Raw genomic sequence first — 17,766 nt, 5'->3', positions numbered from 1 at the left:
CTCCCGGTGCCGAGGAAGTTGCTGGATGGGGGGGGGTGAGGGGGATGAAGGCAAGGAGAGGTCCGCCCGCGCCGCGTCGCGGCGCCGACCGTGGATCTGCGTGGGGGTGAGAGAGGGTACGGCCCGTCAGGGCGTGCGTCGCGGCTGCACCGACTCGTGCCAGGGAATCAGCAGGCGACGGGCGCCGGTGACGATGCTGTAGAGGGTGAAGCCGAACAACGCCATGATCAGGATCGCGCCGAACAGCTTGTCGACCTGGAGGCCGTTCTGCAGGTTGACCGCGTACCGGCCGAGGCCCTTGTCGCCGCCGAGGTACTCACCGACGATCGCGCCGATGGTGGCCTGCACGACCGCCAGTTCCATGCCGGCCAGGATGAAGGGCATCGTGTACGGCAGGTCGGCGCGCCAGAACCGCTCCCAGCGCGACGCCTTCAACGTCGTCATCAGGTCGTGCATGGAGCCGGGCACCGAGCGGATGCCGAACGAGGTGTTGATCAGCAGCGGGAAGAAGGCCAGCAGGGCCGCCATGACCACCTTGGACGACGGACCGAAGCCGAGCCAGAGGATGAACAGCGGCACCAGCGCGACCTTCGGCACCACCTGGGTGCCGACGATGAACGGCCGGGCGATCCGGTCGAACAGCGGTGACTTGCCGATCAGCAGGCCGAGTCCGACGCCCAGCACGATCGCCAGCGCCAGGCCCATCATGACCTCGTAGAAGGTCGTCCAGATGTGGGTCTGCCACACGAACGGGTCGGTGATCTGCTCGATGAACGAGCTGAACACCGCCTCCGGTGGCGGCAGCACGAACCGGGACAGGTCCGTGATCTCGACGTAGAGCTTCCAGGCCAGCAGGAACAACGCGATCAGCAGTGGGCTGGTGTAGAAGGACAGCCAGCGGTTGTTGCGCAGTCGCTGCGACCAGGTCGGTGGCGGGGGCCGCAGGAGCTGTCCGGAGGGCGATGTCGGCGCCGAGGGGCGCTGGTCTGTAGTGGTCACGTGCGACACCTCGAGTACGGGTCAGGCCGAGACGGCGGGTCGGGCTTCGGTGTCCTGCACCTCGCCGATCTGACGACGCAGTTCGGCGGTGAGGTGGCGGAACTCGGCGGACTCGGTCATGTCGATGGTCCGCGGCCGGGGCAGCGTCACCTCGGTGATGGAGTGGATGTGGCCGGGCTTGGTCCCCAGCATCACGATCCGGTCGGCCAGGAACACCGCCTCGGAGACGGAGTGGGTCACGAAGACGACCGTCTTGCGGTTCTCCAGCCAGATGCGCTGCAACTCCACGTTCATCATGTCGCGGGTCTGCGCGTCCAGGGCGCCGAAGGGTTCGTCCATCAGCAACACCTGCGGGTCGTGCGCGAGCGCACGGGCGATGGAGACCCGCTGCCGCATGCCGCCGGAGAGTTGGTGCGGGAGCTTGTTCTCCGCCTCGGGCAGCCCGACGAGGGTCAGCATCTCGCGGACCTTCTCGGTGCGTTCCCGCCGACCCATGCCGGCCATCTCCAGCGGCAGGGCGACGTTGGCGCCGGTCGTGCGCCACGGCATCAGCGTCGCCTCCTGGAAGACGAAGCCCAGCGGCCGGTCGGCGCGCTCCGGTCGGTCGCCGTGGTCGAGGCGGACCCGCCCGACGGTGGGGCTCTCCAACTGACCGATGATCCGTAGCAGGGTGGTCTTGCCGCAGCCGGAGGGGCCGAGCAGCACGACGAACTCGCCGTCGGCGATGTCGAGCGAGACGTCGCTCAGCGCGAGCATCGACTGCCCGCCAGCGCCGGCGAAAACCTTGCTGACGCCCTCCACTTTGATCGCACTCATGGCCACCCCTGTCGCCCGCCGGGCTCGCGATTATCGCGAGATTGTTCGCTTGTGCAGTACGCCGTTCTGTTGGTGCGAACGTAAGCTATGTTCGGCGGCAAGGTCAATGGTCCGGGGGGCCTGACTCGGCGCCACTGGTTCCATACCAATCCCCCAAGTCGGGAGTTAATGCCATGAAACATCCGGCGCAACGCACTGCGGTGCTGGTCATCGACATGCAGAACGACTTCTGCTCCCCCGCCGGCGCGATGGCGGCCCTCGGCGCCGACGTGCAGGTCAACGCCGCTCTGGCCGGTCGGCTGCCGAATTTCCTTGACCGCGCACGCGACGCCGGCTGCCTGGTCGTCTGGGTGCGGCAGGCCGCCCACGAACAGCTCGTCTCACCGGCCCGGCGGGCGCGGGCCGAGGCGATGGGACGCAGCCCGCTCAGCGTCTGCGCCGCGGGCTCCTGGGGTGCCGAACTCGCCGACGGGCTGCGGCCCGAGCCGGGCGACTGTCACCTGGAGAAGACCCGCTACAGCGCCTTCGTCGGCACACCCCTGCACAACCTGCTGCGCGCGCACGGACGCGACCACGTGGTGGTGGTCGGGACGGCAGCCAACGTCTGCGTGGACTCCACCATCCGGGACGCGTACATGGCCGATCTGGCCACCACGATGCCGACCGACCTGGTCGGCTGGACCCGCGCGGACCTCGCCGAGGCGGCGATCCGCAACCTCGGGTTCTACTTCTGCGAGACCACGACCTCGGCCGAGCTGCTCTCGGACTGGTCCGCGGCGGGCCTTGCCGCCTGACGGCGCGTCACGCGCCTGCGGTCGCCCTGCTCCGGCTCCGCCGGGGCACCGGCGGCGGCCGGCTGGTAGCCCAGCTCCGCGCTGACCTGGCGGGCCGCATCGGCCACCAGGTCGCCGTACTCGGCCAGCAGGCGCGGCGAGAAGCGGTTCTGGGGCCCGCACAGCGACAACGAACCGTAGACCTCACCCGAGGCGAGGCGGATCGCCGCCGCCACGCTCGCCGCACCGGCCTGCCGCTCACCCTGGCTGACCGCGTAGCCCTGCTCACGGACCTGCCGCAGGTCGGCCCAGAGGTGCTCCACCGAGGTGATGGTGGCCGGCGTGAGCGCCACCAACTCGTGGTCGGCGAGATACTCGGCCACCTCGGCGTCGGGCAGCGCCGCCAGGATCGCCTTGGACGACGACCCGGCGAGCAACGAATGTCGGGAACCGAGCGTGACCGACATCCGGATCTCGTGCGGCGAGAGCACCTGGTCGGTGTAGACCCGTACCCAGCCCTGCCGCATCGACAGGGTCGCGGTCTCCCCGGTGGCCTCCGTCAACCGGCGCATGTGGCGGTTGGTGACGGCCTGGACGTCGATGGCGCGCAGCGCGGCCAGACCGACCGCCAGGGCGCCGGCCCCCAGCCGGTACCGCCGGGTGCCTTCGTCGAAGGTGACGAACTGGTTGGCGGTCAGTTCCTTGAGGATGCGGTGGGCCACCGCCTTGGGCAGATCCAGCTCACGCGCGACAGTGGACACTCCGACCATGTCCGGGCTGCGTTCGGCGAGCAGGTCGATCACGGCCAACGCGCGACCGAGGCCGCTTGTCGTGTAGCGGTGACCGTCCGCTGGTTCAATCACCGGCACCGCTGATCCCCCATTCGGCCCTGACTGTGCTGACACCTGCCGTACGACGGCGGCGGCCCGTCCGGGCCGCCGCGAGCGCCCGGCGTCTAGTGCTGGATGCCGAGCATACTGACACGACGTAGATACTCTTTGGCGTCCTTGGGATTTTCGGCGAGCGTCCGCAGGCGGATCAACCGTTCGCGGCGGCCGGCCAGTTCGACGCCGTCGGCCGAGGTGCGGTTCTCCGTCGTGGTCGGCTGGACGAACTGCTCGGCGATCGACCGGCGGCGTTGCGCGTACGCCGCGGTGGCCGCGTCCTGGTCGGGTTCGGCCAGGGCGGCGGCGACCGCCACCGCGTCGTGGATCCCGGAGTTCAGTCCCATCCCGCCGGTGGTGCTGCTCAGGTGGGCGGCGTCGCCGGCCAGCAGCACCCGACCGATCCGGAAGGAGGCCGCCAGCCGCTGGTGGCTGCGGTACATCTGGTGCTGGCTCAGCGGCAGCTCACCGGCGTCCGGCCGATCACCCAGCAGCAGCGCGACGGCGGCCAGGAAGTCCGGGTGGGTGCCCGACGGCGGCTCGTCGTCGACCCCGGTCCCGGTCGACAGCGCCGCCCGCCAGATGTCCGGGGTCCGGATCAGCGAGAAGCGGCCCCGGGGGCCGGACCAGTAGCCGACCGCGCCGAGGTCGGGCACCGCGTCCTCGAACCGGAACGGGGTGGCCACGACCAGACTCATCGTCGGGTACGTGAAGCCGGGGAACGGCACCTCCAGCAGCTTGCGGGCGGTGCTGTGCGCGCCGTCGGCGGCAACCACCCAACGGCAGGTCACCGCGGTGCGGGTGCCGTCCACGGCGACGTCCAGGGTGACCTGGGTGTCGTCCTGGCGCAGCCCGACCACCTCGTGTCCGAACCGGATGTCCACGTTCGGGTCCTGCGCGACGGCCTGGCGCAGCAGCCGGACCAGCTTGTACTGCTCGAACTGCAGACGGAACGGGTAACGGGTCTCGCCTTCCAGCAGTTCGTAGGGAAAGCGGGCCGTCTCGGTCAGCTCCAGGTCGCGGTAGTCCAGCCGGTGCACCCGGACCGCTTCGGCGAGCATCGGCGCGGCCAGATCCAGTTCGTCGAGCAGCTCGGTGGTCGGCGGGTGGACGGTCGAGCCCCGCCACTCCGACTGCACCTCGTCCTGACCGCGTTCCAGGACGATCACCGGGATGTCGCGTCGGGCCAGGGCCAGAGCCGTCACCATGCCGACGGGTCCGCCGCCGAGGACGACGACAGGTGCTTGTACGGGGTGGCTGGGTGACGCCACGTTCACTCCTTCCCGCCGGCGATGTCGCCGACGACTCCGGTCATCGAGGTGTGCGCCACGAGCGCGGCCAACTGCCGCAGCGCCGGGCTCGGCGACTCGCCCGCCAGGTCGGTCGCGCCGGCGGTCTCCAGCAGCTGCCAGGCGCCGGCCAGGTTCGACGAGAGCACCGGCACGGGTGCGGTCGGCAGGACCTCGTCGAGCACGTCCAGGCTGGGCGCGCCGGTGCCGGTCAACAGCACCGCATGCCCGGGCGGGAACCCGTCGGCCTGCAGCACCTGCCGGACGGTGTCGCGCACGGTGGTCGAGGTCAGGTCGTAGATGGCGCCCGTGCCGGGCACCCGCACCGGCGCACCGACCGTACGGCCGGTGGTGCGCCAGAACGCCGCCGCCTGCTCGGTGAGCCAGTCCGGGTACGGCGAGACCAGGGTCAGCGAGCGTACGCCGAGTCGGTCGAGCAGCTGCCGCACCGCGCTCGCGGCACCGAACACCGGCGTGCCGAGTCGCTGCGTCGCCGCGTCGTCGGTGCGGTGCGCGTCGGTGTGCCCCGGCCGGTAGTAGCAGCCGGTGCAGGCGACGTAGGTGGCCGCCAGGTCCAGGCCGTGCAGGGTGGCGGCGGTCTCGGACAGCAGTTCGGCGTACCGGTCCAGCCGCTGTGCCAGCGGGCCGTCCACGACCGGCAGGCGCGCCACGTGGTAGCGGACGCGCAGCGGCAGCAGCCGGCGCAGCTCAGGCTCCACCGTCGGGTTGGCCGGTGGGACGATGATGCCCAGTGCTTTCTCCATCACCCACACCTACCAAATCGTTCGACTGAGCCGTACGCCGTTCTACGTACTGGAACGATAGGGGCTGGGGTGGGATCGGGTCAACCCGTTCGTGACCGCTCCCGCAGCGGCCGATGACACGGCGCGACCAGGCAGGACGTGCTGAACCGGTCCGGGTCAGAGGCCGCCACCGACGCGCAGGACGGCGCCGGTGGTGTAGGAGGCGTCCGGGCTCAACAGCCAGGCGACGGCGGCGGCGACCTCGTCGGGTTCGCCGGGGCGGCCCAGCGGAATGCGGGCGGCGGCGCGGTCGGGCCGGTCCGGTTGGCCGGACAGGGCGTGGATGTCGGTGCGGATGATGCCGGGGGCGACGGCGTTGACCCGGATGCCCCGGGGTGCGAGTTCCTTGGCCAGGCCAATGGTCAGGGCGTCGGTGGCGGCCTTGACGGCGGCGTAGTGCACGTACTCCCCGGGGCTGCCGAGGGTGGCGGCGACGGAGGAGATGTTGACGATGGCCGCGCCATCGGTCATCCGGTGCGCGGCCTGTTGGGCGCAGAGCACGTAGCCGACGAGGTTGACGTCGACGACCTCCCGCAGGTCGTCGACGCGCAGGTCGGTGAAGGGGCCGATCGGGCTGGTGATGCCGGCGTTGTTGACCAGCCCGGTGACGGGGCCGAGCGCGGCGGCGGCGTCGAACAGGGCGCTGACCTGGTCGGGGTCGCGGGTGTCGGCGGGTACGGCGACGACGCGTACGCCGGTGGCGCGCAGTTCGGTGGCGACGGCCTCGGCGGTGGCGTGGTCGCGGCGGTAGCCGAGGGCGAGATGGTGGCCGGCGGCGGCGAGGCGTCGGGCGGTGGCGGCCCCGATGCCACGGCTGCCGCCGGTGATGACGGTGACCGGTGGTGTCATTGACTGTCTCCCCTGTCCCGACCGGTGGCGGCGACGTTACCGTGACGGTCGATGCGGTGGGCAGCGTGATGTGGCGCAGCACACGACCGGGTGCATCACCGATTCGTGATTCGATGCCGGCACCCGGCACCCGGCACCCGGCGGCCGGGTGGCCACGCGTGCGGCCCGGGCGTGGGGGCTGATCTTCGGGTTGTCGGCGGCGACTGGTATCAAGGCAGGCGATTGAACACGTGTACGAGGGAGAGGTCGTGTGATGGGTGCCGCTGACCAGGGTTTGTCCGATGACGAGGTTCGTGGCATCCGGGAGGCGCTGGCCGCGGGCCGTAAGCCGAAGGTGGTGTTCACGGCGGCGGCGGGTCAGATCGCCGGGCAGTTGGGTCAGGTCGTCGAGTTGACCGATCCGTCGGTGTCCGACGAGTTCGTGGTGGTGCGCTTCGGGCGCGACGAGTTGCCCTTCTCCCCCGCAGATGTGGCGATGGCGCCGCGAGGTGCGGGTCGCCGACCGGCCGAGTCGAAGGTGGAGGCTGCCCCGGCCGAGCCGGTGGCCGCGGAGCCGGAGTTCGTGTTGGACCAGGTGCCGCAGCCGCGTCGGGAGGAGCCGAAGGTGCGGGAGGAGTCGAAGGTGGAGGCAGCGGAGGCGAAGCCGGCCCGGCGGGCGGTGAAGGCGGCGAAGCCGAAGGGCCCGGCAGGGTTGACGGTGACGTTGGCGTACGCCGAGGGCGAGTGGACGGTGGCCGCCCAGCAGGGCGCGAAGGCGTTGGCGAAGCCGTACGTGGTGAAGCCGGCGGAGGCGCTGCGGATGGTGGCCCTGGTGGACGTGCCGGGGGTGCACGAGGCGGTGGAGCAGATCCTGGCGGCGGAACGCGCCGAGGCCGAACGGCAGGCGGAGAAGCTGCGGGCCGAGCTGGCCGAGATCGAGGCCCGGCTGGCGGAGTTGCGCGAGGCCAGCTGACCGGAGTCGGTGCCGTGGGGTCCGGGGTCGACGCCCCGGGCCCCACGCTCGTTTGTCAGAAGGAGTCGAGGGCCTGGGCGGGTGGGCCGGCGGCGAGCAGGTCCAGAGCGCCGGGGTCGGGTGTGCGGTGCTGCAGGAGGCCGGCTTCGGCGAGGGTGCGGGCGGTGGCGGTGGCCGTGTAGAGGCGGGCGAACCCCCGTACGGTCAGGTGCAGGTCGGTGTCGCTGCTGCTGCGGCGCAGCTGGGCCTGGCCGTCGGCGACGGTGAGCTGCCAGGTGCCGGTGTTCCAGTCGGCGAGTTCGTCGGTGAGGCTGAAGGTGACCTGTCCGCGGACGTGGGCGGGCCAGCCGCGGGCCTCGACGGCGCGGACGATGTCGACGGGACGGTGCATCCAGGTGTCGCGTTCGTGTTCGCTGGCGCGTTCGAGGGGCAGGTGCGCGCTGATCGCGTCGCCGGTCAGTGGCGTGAGCCGCACCGTGGGGGTGACGCTGTGCCAGCTGGCGAGGACGCCGATGAGGGCGCGGGCGGCGTCGGCGGTGGTGGCGAGGGCGTCCTCGACGGTCAGTACGGCGTCGGGGCCGTAGCCACGGCCACGGTTCCAGCCGGCGTAGCCGACCAGGGTGCCGTCGTGTTCGACGAGGGTGAGCCCGTCGTAGGGCAGTTCGTCGCCGGCGGCGAACCGGGGGTGGGTGCGGGTGAGCAGGCCGTTGCGGTGTGCGGCGACGCGGCGGTACAGGTCGACGGTGGCCGGTAGGTCGGCGGGGGTGCCGGCGCGTACGACGAGGTGCGGTGCCGGCCGGTGTCGGGGTAGCGCGGTGGTGGGCAGGTCGAGGGTGCGCAGGTGTCCCGTGACGTCCCAGCCGAGGGCGCGGTAAGGGCCGCTGGTGGTGGCGAAGAGGGTGCTGACGGCGGCGCCGCGTTCGTGGGCGCCCCGCAGCAGGGCGCGCAGCAGTGCTCGGGCGATGCCGGTGCCGCGTGCCTCGGGGGCGATGGCGACCCCGGCGACGTCGGCGGCGGGCACGGCCCGGCCGGTCCACCACTGCTCGTCGTGCAGGTCGACGGCCTTGCCGACAAGGGTGCCGGCCGGGTCGAGGGCGCCGTAGCTGGTGCGTCCGGCGGGTGCAGCGGCGGGCTGCGGGGGTGGCTGCGGGTCGGAGCCGAAGGTGAGTCGGCCCAACTGCCAGGCGGCGGGCAGGTCGTCTGCGGTGAGTTCGCGGATGGTCAGTTGCACGGCCTGACGATAGTGACGTCCGGTCAGCCGGTGCGGGTGCTCGGTTGGTGGCGAACCGGGAAGTTGACCGAGTTGGCGATGAAGCAGACGTGGTGGGCGCCGTCGTGCAGCGCGGTGGCGGCCTCGACGGTGTCCGGGTCGGCGACGGTGACCTCCGGGTGCAGGACGACCTCGGTGAAGCGTCCGCTGCCGGTGTTGTCGGTGGTCATGGTGCCGGTGGCGTGGTCGACGTAGTCGGTGACGACGATGCCGTTGTCGGCGCACAGGTGCAGGTAGGCGAGCATGTGGCACTGGGACAGGGCGGCGAGCAGGAGTTCTTCCGGGTTCCAGCGGGTCGGGTCGCCGCGGAAGGTGGGGTCGGAGCTGCCGGGGATGACCGGGTGACCGTCGGCGGTGACGTCGTGGTCGCGGCGGTAGTCGCGGTAGCCGCTGGTGCCGGTGCCGAGGTTGCCGGTCCAGGTGACGGTGGTGGCGTAGGTGTGGGTGTGCAGGCGCGGCATGGTCAGTCTCTCGGTTCCTGGTGGTGAGTGAGCAGGCGGCGCAGGAGGCGGACGAGTTCGTGGCGCTCGGTGGGGTCGAGGGGGGCGAGCAGGGTCTCCTGGGCGGCGTCGAGGGTGTGTTGCAGGTGGGTGAGTTCGCGGCGTCCGGCGGGGGTGATGTGGATGATGTTGCGCCGCCGGTCGGCCGGGTCCGGTTGGCGCTGGACGAGGTCGCGGTCGCCGAGGTCGTTGATGGTGGCGACGATGTCGCTGCGGTCGATGCCGCTGTGTCGGCTGAGGTCGGCCTGGCTGGCGGGGCCGGTGTCGGCGAGGGTGGCGAGGACGCGGTAGTGGTAGCCGCGGGCGTGGCGGGTGCCGAGCGCGGTGCTGACGATGCGGCTGGCGTGGGCGGCGGTCTGGGTGAGCAGCCAGCTGGGGGTGGTGCTCAGTTGGCTGGGTACGCCGGTGGGCTGCATGCCGTGGACTCTACCGCTAATCGTTGGTCGCACCCACGATCGGTGTTACGTTGGTCGGGCCAACATTGGCTGCGCCAACGAATGGAGTCGGTCATGTCCGTCACCCTCAACGGTCAGTTGCTCGGTCGTACCCACTACGCCACCCGGGCGGTGCTGGAGCGGGAGTTGACCGCGCTCGGGCTGACTTTCGCCCAGTCGTTGCTGCTCACCGCCGTCGCCGCCGCACACGGCCCGATCCCGGGCGACCAAGCCGTGCGGCGGCTGGTCGACGGACTGAAGGTCGACCTGGCGACCGCGCGCGGCGTACTGGCCGAACTGGTCGACGCGGCACTGGTGTCCGCCGACGCTGACCGCGTCACGATCACCGAGCGGGGCCGGTCGGTCCAGAGCCGGGCGGCGGCCGCCGGTGCGGCGATCGGCGCCCGGCTCTGGACCGACCTGTCGGTTGACGACGTGGCCGCGACGGCGCGGGTGTTGGAGACGGTGCGGCAACGCGCCGAGGCGGCGCTGGCCGCGCACTGACCCCGGCGGTCAGTGTTGCGGGATGTGGGCGACGCCGATGCGCTTGCGGAACACCCAGTAGGTCCAGCCCTGGTAGGCCAGCACGATCGGGGTGAAGATCACCGCCACCCAGGTCATGATCTTCAGGGTGTAGGGGGTGGAGGCGGCATTGACGGCGGTCAGCGTGCCGGCCGGGTCCAGCGTCGAGGGCAGCACGTTGGGGAACAGCGCGGCGAACAGGGTGGCCACGGCCAGGGCGATGGCCACCGCGGTGCCGGTGAAGGCCCAGCCTTCGCGGCGTACCTTGGCGGCGGCGAGACCACCGAGCAGGGCCAGCGCCGCGCCGACGGCGAAGACGACGGCGGCAGTGCTGGAGCGGATGGTCAGGGTCCAGCTGAGGAAGGCCACGGCGAGCACGGCGGTGCCGACCCCGAGGCGTACGGCCAGGGCGGCGGCGCGGTCCCGGATGTCGCCGACGGTCTTGAGGGCGATGAACACCGCGCCGTGCGTGAGGAACAGGGCCGCGGTGGTGGCGCCACCGAGCAGGGCGTACGGGTTGAGCAGGTTGAACAGGCCGCCGGCGTACTCGTGGTCGGCGGTCAGGGGTACGCCGCGCAGGATGTTGGCGAACGCGACGCCCCACAGGATGGCCGGGATGAGCGAGCCGAAGAAGATGGCGGCGTCCCAGCGTCGTTTCCAGGAGGCCTCCGGGCGCTTGTGGCGGTACTCGAAGGCGACCCCACGCACGATCAGGGCCAGCAGGATGAGCAGCAACGGCAGGTAGAAGCCGGAGAAGAGGGTGGCGTACCACTCGGGGAAGGCGGCGAACATGGCGCCGCCGGCGGTGATCAGCCAGACCTCGTTGCCGTCCCAGACCGGCCCGATCGTGTTGATCATGACGCGGCGTTCCCGGTCGTCACGGCCGAGTACGGGTAGCAGCATGCCGACGCCGAAGTCGAAGCCCTCGAGGATGAAGTAGCCGGTGAACAGCACGGCGACGAGGAGAAACCAGATGGTGGTCAGTTCCACGATGGGGCTCCGGGTCAGTAGGCGAAGGCGAGCGGGCGCTCGCTGTCGTCGGTGTCGTCGGGTTCGGGGTCGGGGGTGACGTCGGGCACCCCGGCCTTGGCGTAGCGCAGCAGGAGTTTGACCTCGACGACGGCGAGGAGGGCGTAGATGAGAGTGAAGGCGGTGAAGCTGGTGAGGACCTCGGTGAGGGAGACGCTGCGCGACACGCCGTCGCGGGTGAGCATCTCGCCGAAGACGATCCAGGGCTGGCGGCCCATCTCGGTGAAGATCCAGCCGAAGGAGTTGGCCAGCAGGGGCAGGATCGGCATCGCCAGGCCGGCGCGCAGCAGCCACTTGCTGTCGGGGGTGGTGCGGCCCTTGCGGTGGGTCCAGAGGACCAGCAGGGCGATGGCGGCGGCAGCGAGCCCGAAGCCGATCATGAAGCGGAAGCTCCAGTAGGTGACCGGGATGATCGGGGTGTAGCTGCCGGCGCCGTACTGGGCGGTGTAGAGGGCCTGCAGGTCGTTGATGCCCTGCACGGTGCCGTTGGGGTCGCCGGTGCCGAGGTACGACAGCAGGTAGGGGATCTTGATGGCGAACAGTTCGCGGCTGCCGTCGAGGCTGCCGACGGTCAGTACGGAGAACGACGCGGGGCTCTCGGTCTGGTAGAGACCTTCGGCGGCGGCCATCTTCATCGGCTGCACCTGGGTCATGATCTTGCCCTGGATGTCGCCGGTGATGGAGACGGCGACGGCGGAGACGAGGGTGACCCAGGAACCGAACTTCGCGGCGAAGCGGTAGGCCGGGGTGTCGGCGCTGTCGCGGTTGCGGATCAGGTGCCACAGGGCGACGGCGACCAGCAGGCTTCCGGCGACCAGGAAGGAACCCGCGATGGTGTGCGGGAAGGTGATCAGGGCGACCTTGTTGGTCAGTACGGCGACGAAGTCGGTCAGTTCGGCGCGGCCGGTCTCGGGGTTGAAGCGGTAGCCGACCGGGTTCTGCATGAACGAGTTGGCCGCGAGGATGAAGTAGGCCGACAGGTTGGTGCCGATCGCGGCGGCCCAGATGCTGGCCAGGTGCAGGCGCTTGGGCAGCCGGTCCCAGCCGAAGATCCACAGGCCGATGAAGGTGGATTCGAGGAAGAAGGCGACAAGGGCCTCGATGGCCAGTGGGGCGCCGAAGATGTCACCGACGAAGCGGGAGTAGTCGCTCCAGTTCATGCCGAACTGGAATTCCTGCACGATGCCGGTGACCACACCCATCGCGAAGTTGATCAGGAACAGCTTGCCGAAGAACTTGGTGAGCTTGAGGTACTTCTCGTTACCGGTGCGGTGCCAGAGGGTCTGGAGGATGGCGACCAGGACGGAAAGCCCGATGGTCAGTGGAACAAAGAGAAAGTGGTAGACGGTGGTGACACCGAACTGCCAGCGGGCGACGTCCAACGCGTCCACCTGCGACCCCCCAGGCTGCTGCTCATACTACAAGACGTAGTAGATACTACCGCTCGTCGTACAGCAAAATGCAGAGTCGAGGGGCCCGAACGGGCCCGGGACCAATGACCCTGCTCACCTCTGCCGGAGGGCCCGCCGCGATCGGCCCGGCCGCCGACGACGGCGCTGCCCGGTCAGCCGGGCGATTACCTGCGCAGGGGCTTCCGCCCCGAGCATCGGTACGTGGCCAGGGCATGCGACCATGCCCGCTGATGGACCTCGCGCACTCCCCCTGGCAAGCTCCGCTGATCTGGCGCGCCGCGCAGGCGCTCGCCCGTGGCACGGTCGCGCTGCTGGCCCGGCTGGAGGTCACCGGCGACCTGCCCGCGTCGCTACGCGACAGGCCGCTGATCCTCGCCGCCAACCACATCAGCCCGTTCGACCCGATCGTCCTCACCGCCGCCTGCCGGCAACGCCGGATCGCGCCCCGGATCATGGCCACCGGCGGGCTGTTCCGGGTACCGGTGATCGGCGCCGCCATGCGCGCCGCCGGGCACATCCGCGTCGACAGGGGTACCAGCGCAGTGCACCGCGCCCTGGACGACGCCGCCGCGGCGGTCGCCGCGGGTGCGGTGATCCTGGTCTATCCGGAGGGGCGCATCAGCCTGGACCCGGGCCTGTGGCCCGAACGCGGCAAGACCGGCACCGCCCGGCTCGCCCTGGCCTGCGGCGCCCCGGTCATCCCGGTCGCCCAGTGGGGCTCCCACGAGGTCCTCCCCTACCAGGCGCCCAAGGGACTGCTCGGTGGCGTGGCCCGCGCGCTGCTGCGTCGCCCGACGATACGTGTGCACTTCGGTGAGCCGGTGCCGCTGGCCGACCTGACGCCGGGGCGCCCCGGCGTGGCCCGGCTGGCCACCGACCGGATCATCGACGCCCTCACCGACACCCTCGCCCCGTTGCGCCCGGACGAACCGGACCGGCCCCGGCACGTCGACCCGGGACGGCCGGTCGACACCAGCCGCTCCCACCGGCGACGCACCGCCGCCGACTGACCGACCCGGCCTGGCTCGGCCCGGTCGGGTCGGGTCACGCGGTCAGGGTCGTCACGGCAGGGCTTCGCCGCGGGCGGTGAGCCACAGCTCGTACCACTGCTCGTGGGTGAGGGCGGGTTCGCGGCGTACCGCGTCGGCGCAGGCGTGGATGCGCTCGGGTCGGGAGGTGCCGATCACCGGCACGATCCGGGCGGGGTGCCGCTGCAGCCACCACAGCAGGATGGTCTCCGGCGTGGTGTCGTACTGCTCGGCCAGGGCCGCCACGTGCGCGGTGGTGGCGTGCTCGGCCGGGGTCTGGGCGGCACCGGTGAACCGTCCCCGGGCCAGCGGACCCCAGGCCTGCACCCCGACCCGGTCGAGCAGGCCGCGCTCGACGGTGCCGAGGGGAAACCCGAGCGTGGCGGCAGGTCGGGTGTTGACCAGGACGCCGGCCTCCAACCAGTCACGGTCGGCCAGGCTCATCTGCAACTGGTTGACGATCAGCGGCAGGTCCAGGTGCGCCTGGAGGTAGGCGATCTGCGCGGCGGCCATGTTCGACACGCCGAAGTACCGCACCAGGCCCTCCCGGTGCAGCGCGGTCAACGTCTCGGCGACGTCCTCCGGATCGGCCAACGGATCCGGCCGGTGCAGCAGCAACACGTCGATCACGTCGGTACGCAGCCGGGTCAGGCTCTGCTCGACGCTGTGCCGGATGTGGGTGCCGCGCAGGTCGTAGTAGCCGGGCCGGTCACCCTCGGGCAGGTGGATGCCGCACTTGGTCTGCAGCAGGATGCGCTCGCGCAGACCTGGCGTACGGGCCAGCACCTCACCGAAGACGGCCTCGGACTTGCCGTGTCGGTAGATGTCGGCGTGGTCGAAGGCGGTTATGCCGGCCGTCAGGGCGGCGTCGATGGCGGCCTCGGCGGCGTCGATCTCCGCGGGGCCGTAGGGTTGCCGGTCCCATCCCCCGCCCAACCCCATGCACCCGTAGATCAGCCGGTGGGTGCGGACGTCGGTCACGGTGCGGGACTGCTTCTCGATCATGGTGTGTGGATAGCACAACCGGTCCGAAGGTGCCCGGTGCGGGTGGCGGCCACGTCCCGGCCACCCGCAGGTCACCGGGGCCGGGCATACTGCGCTGCGTGCCACCCGGTTCCCGCTATCTCGACGGCTCGACCCCGCTGGCGTTCGCGCACCGTGGCGGTGCCGCCGACGGCGACGAGAACACCACTGCGGCGTTCGCCCGTGCGATCGACCTCGGCTACCGGTACGTGGAGACCGACGTGCACGCCACCGCCGACGGCGTGGCCGTGGTGTTCCACGACGACACCCTGCAACGGGTCACCGGTGCGCCCGGCCGGGTGGCCGACCTGCGCTGGGCCGACCTGGCGGCGGTGCGCGTCGGTGGGGCCGCAGCGGTGCCCCGCCTCGACGAGGTGCTCGACGCCTGGCCGCAGGTGCGGTTCAACATCGACGTCAAGTCCGACCGGGCGGTGGTGCCGACGGTGGCCACGGTGACCCGGGCCGGCGCCGGCGACCGGGTGCTGCTCGCCTCGTTCAGCGACACCCGGTTGAGCAGGCTGCGGGCGTTGACCGGCGAGCAGGTGGCGACAAGCCTCGGGGTACGGGGGGTGGCGCGGCTGCGCTGGGCCTCGCTGACCGGGCGGCGACTGCGCCTGCCGCCGTCGGTGGTGGCCGCGCAGGTGCCGGTGCGCTACGGGCGGCTGCCGCTGGTCGACCGCCGGTTTCTGCGTACGGCGCATCGGTTGGGGTTGCAGGTGCATGTCTGGACGATCGACGAACCTGCCGAGATGCACGAGTTACTTGATCTTGGTGTTGATGGCATCATGACCGACCACGTCGGCGTGCTGCGCGACGTCTACCGCAGCCGCGGCCACTGGGCCGCCTGAGCAAACAGGGCAAGGGACCCCACATGGCCGAGACGGTGACCCCCGCCGCGCAGGACGACGCTCCTCCCCCCGCCAGCACCCGCCGCGAGCGCACCGGCTGGTACTTCTACGACTGGGCCAACTCGGCGTTCCAGACCACCGTCATCACGGTGTTCCTCGGGCCGTTCCTGACCAGCGTGGCCAAGGTCGCCGCCGGGTGCGAGCTGGGGGCCGACGACTGCACCGGCTACGTCTACCCGCTGGGCATCAAGGTCGCCGCCGGCTCCTACTACCCGTACCTGATCTCGCTGTCGGTGTTGCTGACCGTCTTCGTGCTGCCGGTGATCGGGGCGATCGCCGACCGGTCGCTGCACAAGAAGCGGCTGCTGGCCGCCACCGCGTTCACCGGCGCCTTCGCCACCATCGGCATGATCTTCGTGACCGGGGACCGGTACCTGCTCGGCGGCCTGCTGTTCATGGTGGCCAACATCGCCTTCGGTGCGGCCATCGTGGTGTACAACTCGTTCCTGCCGCAGCTGGGTGGCCCGGACGAGCGCGACGGCATCTCCAGCCGGGGTTGGGCGCTGGGCTACCTCGGCGGTGGTCTGCTGCTGGCGTTGAACCTGGTCGCGGTGCAGTCGTTCGACAACGGCACCGCCGAGCGGACCCTGGATCTGGCCCGCTGGTCGATCGTCTCGGCGGGTCTGTGGTGGGCGGTGTTCACCCTGGTGCCGCTGCGCTGGCTGCGGGAACACCCCACCGCGGCGGCGTTGGCCGCCGGTGGTCGGGGCAACGTGCTCACCGACGGGTTCCGGCAGCTCGGCCGCACCCTGCGGGAGGTCAAGGCGTACCCGTTGACGTTGTTCTTCCTGCTCGCGTTCCTGGTCTACAACGACGGCATCCAGACCGTCATCACCCTGGCCAGCCAGTACGGCACCGAGGAGCTGCGGCTGGATCAGAGCACCCTGATCGTGACGATCCTGCTGGTGCAGTTCCTGGCCTTCGGTGGCGCGTTGGGCCTGGGCGCGTTGGCCGGGCGCATCGGCGCCTGGAAGACGGTGCTGCTGAGCCTGGTGCTGTGGACCGCGGTGATCGTCGGGGCGTTCCGGTTGCCGGCCGAGGCGCCGCTGCCGTTCATGCTGCTCGGCGCGGCCATCGGTCTGGTGCTCGGCGGCAGCCAGGCGTTGAGCCGCTCCCTGTTCAGCCAGCTGATCCCGGCCGGCAAGGAAGGCGAGTACTACGGCTTTTACGAGATCAGCGACAAGGGCACCAGCTGGCTCGGCCCACTGGCGTTCGGCCTGGTGTTCCAGCTCACCAACTCCTACCGGGTCGGTCTGGTCTCCCTGCTGATCTTCTTCGTGGTCGGGTTCGTGTTGCTGCTGGCGGTGCCGATGCGCCGGGCGATCGTCGCGGCCGGCAACACCCCACCACGGGTGCTCTGAGGCACATCGCGGGCCCGGCCGTGATCGGCCGGGCCCCGCCGATCGGCTAGGCTGCCCGTCCGTGACGAGCCCCGCAGACGCCGTACCGACCTGTTTGTCCCGACCCACGTTGGACGGGTCGAGCGACACCCCGGCCGGGTGTGTCGCCGCCCGTGGCGTCGACGGGCGGCCCGCGCACGCCGCCGCGCTGCGGTTCTACTGGGGGCCGATGGACTGCGGCAAGTCGACGATGGCGCTGCAGATGAACTACAACCACGCCCGGCAGGGCCGGCGCGGACTGGTCACCACCCGCATCGACCGTTCGCTGGGTCCGCAGGTCACCACCCGCATCGGGCTGGCCCACGAGGCGATCGAGATCACCGACGAGGTGGACCTGCGTGCCCTGGTCCGCGACGCCTGGGCCGACGGGGTACGGGTGGACTACCTGATCTGCGACGAGGCCAGCTTCTACTCGGTGCAGCACGTGGAGCAGATGGCCGAACTGGTCGACAGCTACGACGTCGACGTGTACGCCTTCGGTCTGGCCACCGACTTCCGGTCCTGCCTGTTCCCCGCCGCCCAGCGGCTGTTCGAACTGGCCGACTCGGTGGCTCGCATCCAGGTCGAGGTGCTCTGCTGGTGCGGGCGTGAAGGGCTGCTCAACGCCCGGGTCGCCGGCGGGCGGGTGGTCCGCGAAGGCGAGCAGGTCGTCATCGGTGACACCGTCGACACCGCCGAAGTGCGCTACCAGGTGCTCTGCCGGCGTCACCACCGCAACGGCGACCTGGGTCCCCGCATCACCGTCGACGCCTGACAGCCGTCCCCCGCCACCTGTCGCCTTCGGCGGATAACAAAACGATCACTGCTGCGAACCTTTCCCCGGGTCCCGCCCCTTCTGGTGCATGACGACACGTGAGCAGGGGCCCTCGGCGCCC

General features: G+C 71.0%; 19 protein-coding genes. 7 read left to right on the top strand and 12 right to left on the bottom strand.

Annotated features, from left to right (window positions below; genetic code table 11):
* Positions 1-126: 126 nt before the first annotated feature.
* Positions 127-999, bottom strand: coding sequence for an ABC transporter permease (locus Vgi01_RS11120; protein WP_102656154.1), 873 nt, complete (start codon positions 997-999; stop codon positions 127-129).
* Positions 1,000-1,020: 21 nt separating this feature from the next.
* Positions 1,021-1,815 (bottom strand): ABC transporter ATP-binding protein, encoded by a 795-nt coding sequence (locus Vgi01_RS11115; protein ID WP_013733879.1) that lies wholly within the window; start codon positions 1,813-1,815, stop codon positions 1,021-1,023.
* A gap of 173 nt (positions 1,816-1,988) precedes the next feature.
* On the opposite strand from Vgi01_RS11115, the gene Vgi01_RS11110 reads away from it, so the two are divergent.
* Positions 1,989-2,609, top strand: coding sequence for a cysteine hydrolase family protein (locus Vgi01_RS11110; RefSeq protein ID WP_204290946.1), 621 nt, complete (start codon positions 1,989-1,991; stop codon positions 2,607-2,609).
* Here the strand turns inward: Vgi01_RS11110 and Vgi01_RS11105 are convergent.
* From Vgi01_RS11105 to Vgi01_RS11090, 4 genes are all read right to left on the bottom strand, one after another.
* The gene (locus Vgi01_RS11105; protein ID WP_239088896.1) at positions 2,540-3,451 is read right to left on the bottom strand and encodes an IclR family transcriptional regulator; all 912 of its coding nucleotides are present in this window, start codon (positions 3,449-3,451) and stop codon (positions 2,540-2,542) included. The genes Vgi01_RS11110 and Vgi01_RS11105 overlap by 70 nt on opposite strands.
* A gap of 92 nt (positions 3,452-3,543) precedes the next feature.
* On the bottom strand, positions 3,544-4,743 hold the full coding sequence (locus Vgi01_RS11100) for an FAD-dependent oxidoreductase (RefSeq protein WP_204290944.1): 1,200 nt from the start codon (positions 4,741-4,743) through the stop codon (positions 3,544-3,546).
* 2 nt (positions 4,744-4,745) lie between these two features.
* Complete coding sequence (locus Vgi01_RS11095) at positions 4,746-5,525, bottom strand: aspartate racemase/maleate isomerase family protein (protein WP_204290943.1); 780 nt, start codon at positions 5,523-5,525, stop codon at positions 4,746-4,748.
* Positions 5,526-5,681: 156 nt separating this feature from the next.
* Positions 5,682-6,413 (bottom strand): SDR family oxidoreductase, encoded by a 732-nt coding sequence (locus tag Vgi01_RS11090; protein ID WP_102656086.1) that lies wholly within the window; start codon positions 6,411-6,413, stop codon positions 5,682-5,684.
* Positions 6,414-6,666: 253 nt separating this feature from the next.
* Between Vgi01_RS11090 and Vgi01_RS11085 the strand changes: the two genes are divergently transcribed.
* Positions 6,667-7,365 (top strand): hypothetical protein, encoded by a 699-nt coding sequence (locus Vgi01_RS11085; protein ID WP_102656087.1) that lies wholly within the window; start codon positions 6,667-6,669, stop codon positions 7,363-7,365.
* A gap of 55 nt (positions 7,366-7,420) precedes the next feature.
* On the opposite strand, the gene Vgi01_RS11080 is transcribed toward Vgi01_RS11085, so the two are convergent.
* From Vgi01_RS11080 to Vgi01_RS11070, 3 genes are read right to left on the bottom strand one after another with little or no spacing between them, the layout of a single operon-like run.
* A complete protein-coding gene (locus Vgi01_RS11080; protein ID WP_102656155.1) occupies positions 7,421-8,590 on the bottom strand; it encodes a GNAT family N-acetyltransferase in 1,170 nt (389 codons plus the stop codon).
* Between the two features lie 29 nt (positions 8,591-8,619).
* Positions 8,620-9,096: an OsmC family protein gene (locus Vgi01_RS11075; RefSeq protein WP_102656088.1), complete on the bottom strand. Its 477-nt coding sequence runs from the start codon at positions 9,094-9,096 to the stop codon at positions 8,620-8,622.
* A 2-nt stretch (positions 9,097-9,098) separates the two neighbouring features.
* Complete coding sequence (locus Vgi01_RS11070) at positions 9,099-9,551, bottom strand: MarR family winged helix-turn-helix transcriptional regulator (RefSeq protein ID WP_102656089.1); 453 nt, start codon at positions 9,549-9,551, stop codon at positions 9,099-9,101.
* A 93-nt stretch (positions 9,552-9,644) separates the two neighbouring features.
* Between Vgi01_RS11070 and Vgi01_RS11065 the strand changes: the two genes are divergently transcribed.
* Positions 9,645-10,073 (top strand): winged helix DNA-binding protein, encoded by a 429-nt coding sequence (locus Vgi01_RS11065; protein WP_204290942.1) that lies wholly within the window; start codon positions 9,645-9,647, stop codon positions 10,071-10,073.
* Between the two features lie 9 nt (positions 10,074-10,082).
* Here the strand turns inward: Vgi01_RS11065 and cydB are convergent, their stop codons facing one another.
* Together cydB and Vgi01_RS11055 are read right to left on the bottom strand one after the other, a co-directional pair.
* Positions 10,083-11,081 carry a cytochrome d ubiquinol oxidase subunit II gene (cydB, locus tag Vgi01_RS11060; protein ID WP_013733870.1) on the bottom strand — a complete coding sequence of 333 codons (999 nt, stop codon included), beginning with the start codon at positions 11,079-11,081 and terminating at the stop codon, positions 10,083-10,085.
* 14 nt (positions 11,082-11,095) lie between these two features.
* The gene (locus tag Vgi01_RS11055; protein WP_204290941.1) at positions 11,096-12,511 is read right to left on the bottom strand and encodes a cytochrome ubiquinol oxidase subunit I; all 1,416 of its coding nucleotides are present in this window, start codon (positions 12,509-12,511) and stop codon (positions 11,096-11,098) included.
* A 251-nt stretch (positions 12,512-12,762) separates the two neighbouring features.
* Between Vgi01_RS11055 and Vgi01_RS11050 the strand changes: the two genes are divergently transcribed.
* On the top strand, positions 12,763-13,542 hold the full coding sequence (locus Vgi01_RS11050) for a lysophospholipid acyltransferase family protein (RefSeq protein WP_102656093.1): 780 nt from the start codon (positions 12,763-12,765) through the stop codon (positions 13,540-13,542).
* A gap of 51 nt (positions 13,543-13,593) precedes the next feature.
* Here Vgi01_RS11050 and Vgi01_RS11045 read toward each other — a convergent pair whose 3' ends face one another.
* Positions 13,594-14,565: an aldo/keto reductase gene (locus Vgi01_RS11045; protein ID WP_204290940.1), complete on the bottom strand. Its 972-nt coding sequence runs from the start codon at positions 14,563-14,565 to the stop codon at positions 13,594-13,596.
* A 98-nt stretch (positions 14,566-14,663) separates the two neighbouring features.
* Between Vgi01_RS11045 and Vgi01_RS11040 the strand changes: the two genes are divergently transcribed.
* From Vgi01_RS11040 to Vgi01_RS11030, 3 genes are all read left to right on the top strand, one after another.
* On the top strand, positions 14,664-15,431 hold the full coding sequence (locus Vgi01_RS11040; RefSeq protein WP_204290939.1) for a glycerophosphodiester phosphodiesterase family protein: 768 nt from the start codon (positions 14,664-14,666) through the stop codon (positions 15,429-15,431).
* A 23-nt stretch (positions 15,432-15,454) separates the two neighbouring features.
* Positions 15,455-16,852 carry an MFS transporter gene (locus Vgi01_RS11035; protein ID WP_204290938.1) on the top strand — a complete coding sequence of 466 codons (1,398 nt, stop codon included), beginning with the start codon at positions 15,455-15,457 and terminating at the stop codon, positions 16,850-16,852.
* Between the two features lie 61 nt (positions 16,853-16,913).
* A complete protein-coding gene (locus Vgi01_RS11030) occupies positions 16,914-17,645 on the top strand; it encodes a thymidine kinase (protein WP_373306923.1) in 732 nt (243 codons plus the stop codon).
* Positions 17,646-17,766 lie beyond the last annotated feature (121 nt).

The organism is Micromonospora gifhornensis (genome assembly GCF_016863515.1).
Classification (GTDB): domain Bacteria; phylum Actinomycetota; class Actinomycetes; order Mycobacteriales; family Micromonosporaceae; genus Micromonospora; species Micromonospora gifhornensis.
Note: the sequence above shows the minus strand (reverse complement) of the source record. Positions and strands in the feature narration are given on the sequence as shown.

Bases quoted from the DNA above. Each gene is read 5' to 3' on its own strand.
- Vgi01_RS11115 (WP_013733879.1), bottom strand. From the start codon at position 1,815: ATGAGTGCGATCAAAGTGGAGGGCGTCAGCAAGGTTTTCGCCGGCGCT.
- Vgi01_RS11110 (WP_204290946.1), top strand. From the start codon at position 1,989: ATGAAACATCCGGCGCAACGCACTGCGGTGCTGGTCATCGACATGCAG.
- Vgi01_RS11095 (WP_204290943.1), bottom strand. From the start codon at position 5,525: ATGGAGAAAGCACTGGGCATCATCGTCCCACCGGCCAACCCGACGGTG.
- Vgi01_RS11090 (WP_102656086.1), bottom strand. From the start codon at position 6,413: ATGACACCACCGGTCACCGTCATCACCGGCGGCAGCCGTGGCATCGGG.
- Vgi01_RS11085 (WP_102656087.1), top strand. From the start codon at position 6,667: ATGGGTGCCGCTGACCAGGGTTTGTCCGATGACGAGGTTCGTGGCATC.
- Vgi01_RS11075 (WP_102656088.1), bottom strand. From the start codon at position 9,096: ATGCCGCGCCTGCACACCCACACCTACGCCACCACCGTCACCTGGACC.
- Vgi01_RS11070 (WP_102656089.1), bottom strand. From the start codon at position 9,551: ATGCAGCCCACCGGCGTACCCAGCCAACTGAGCACCACCCCCAGCTGG.
- Vgi01_RS11065 (WP_204290942.1), top strand. From the start codon at position 9,645: ATGTCCGTCACCCTCAACGGTCAGTTGCTCGGTCGTACCCACTACGCC.
- Vgi01_RS11050 (WP_102656093.1), top strand. From the start codon at position 12,763: ATGGACCTCGCGCACTCCCCCTGGCAAGCTCCGCTGATCTGGCGCGCC.
- Vgi01_RS11045 (WP_204290940.1), bottom strand. From the start codon at position 14,565: ATGATCGAGAAGCAGTCCCGCACCGTGACCGACGTCCGCACCCACCGG.
- Vgi01_RS11035 (WP_204290938.1), top strand. From the start codon at position 15,455: ATGGCCGAGACGGTGACCCCCGCCGCGCAGGACGACGCTCCTCCCCCC.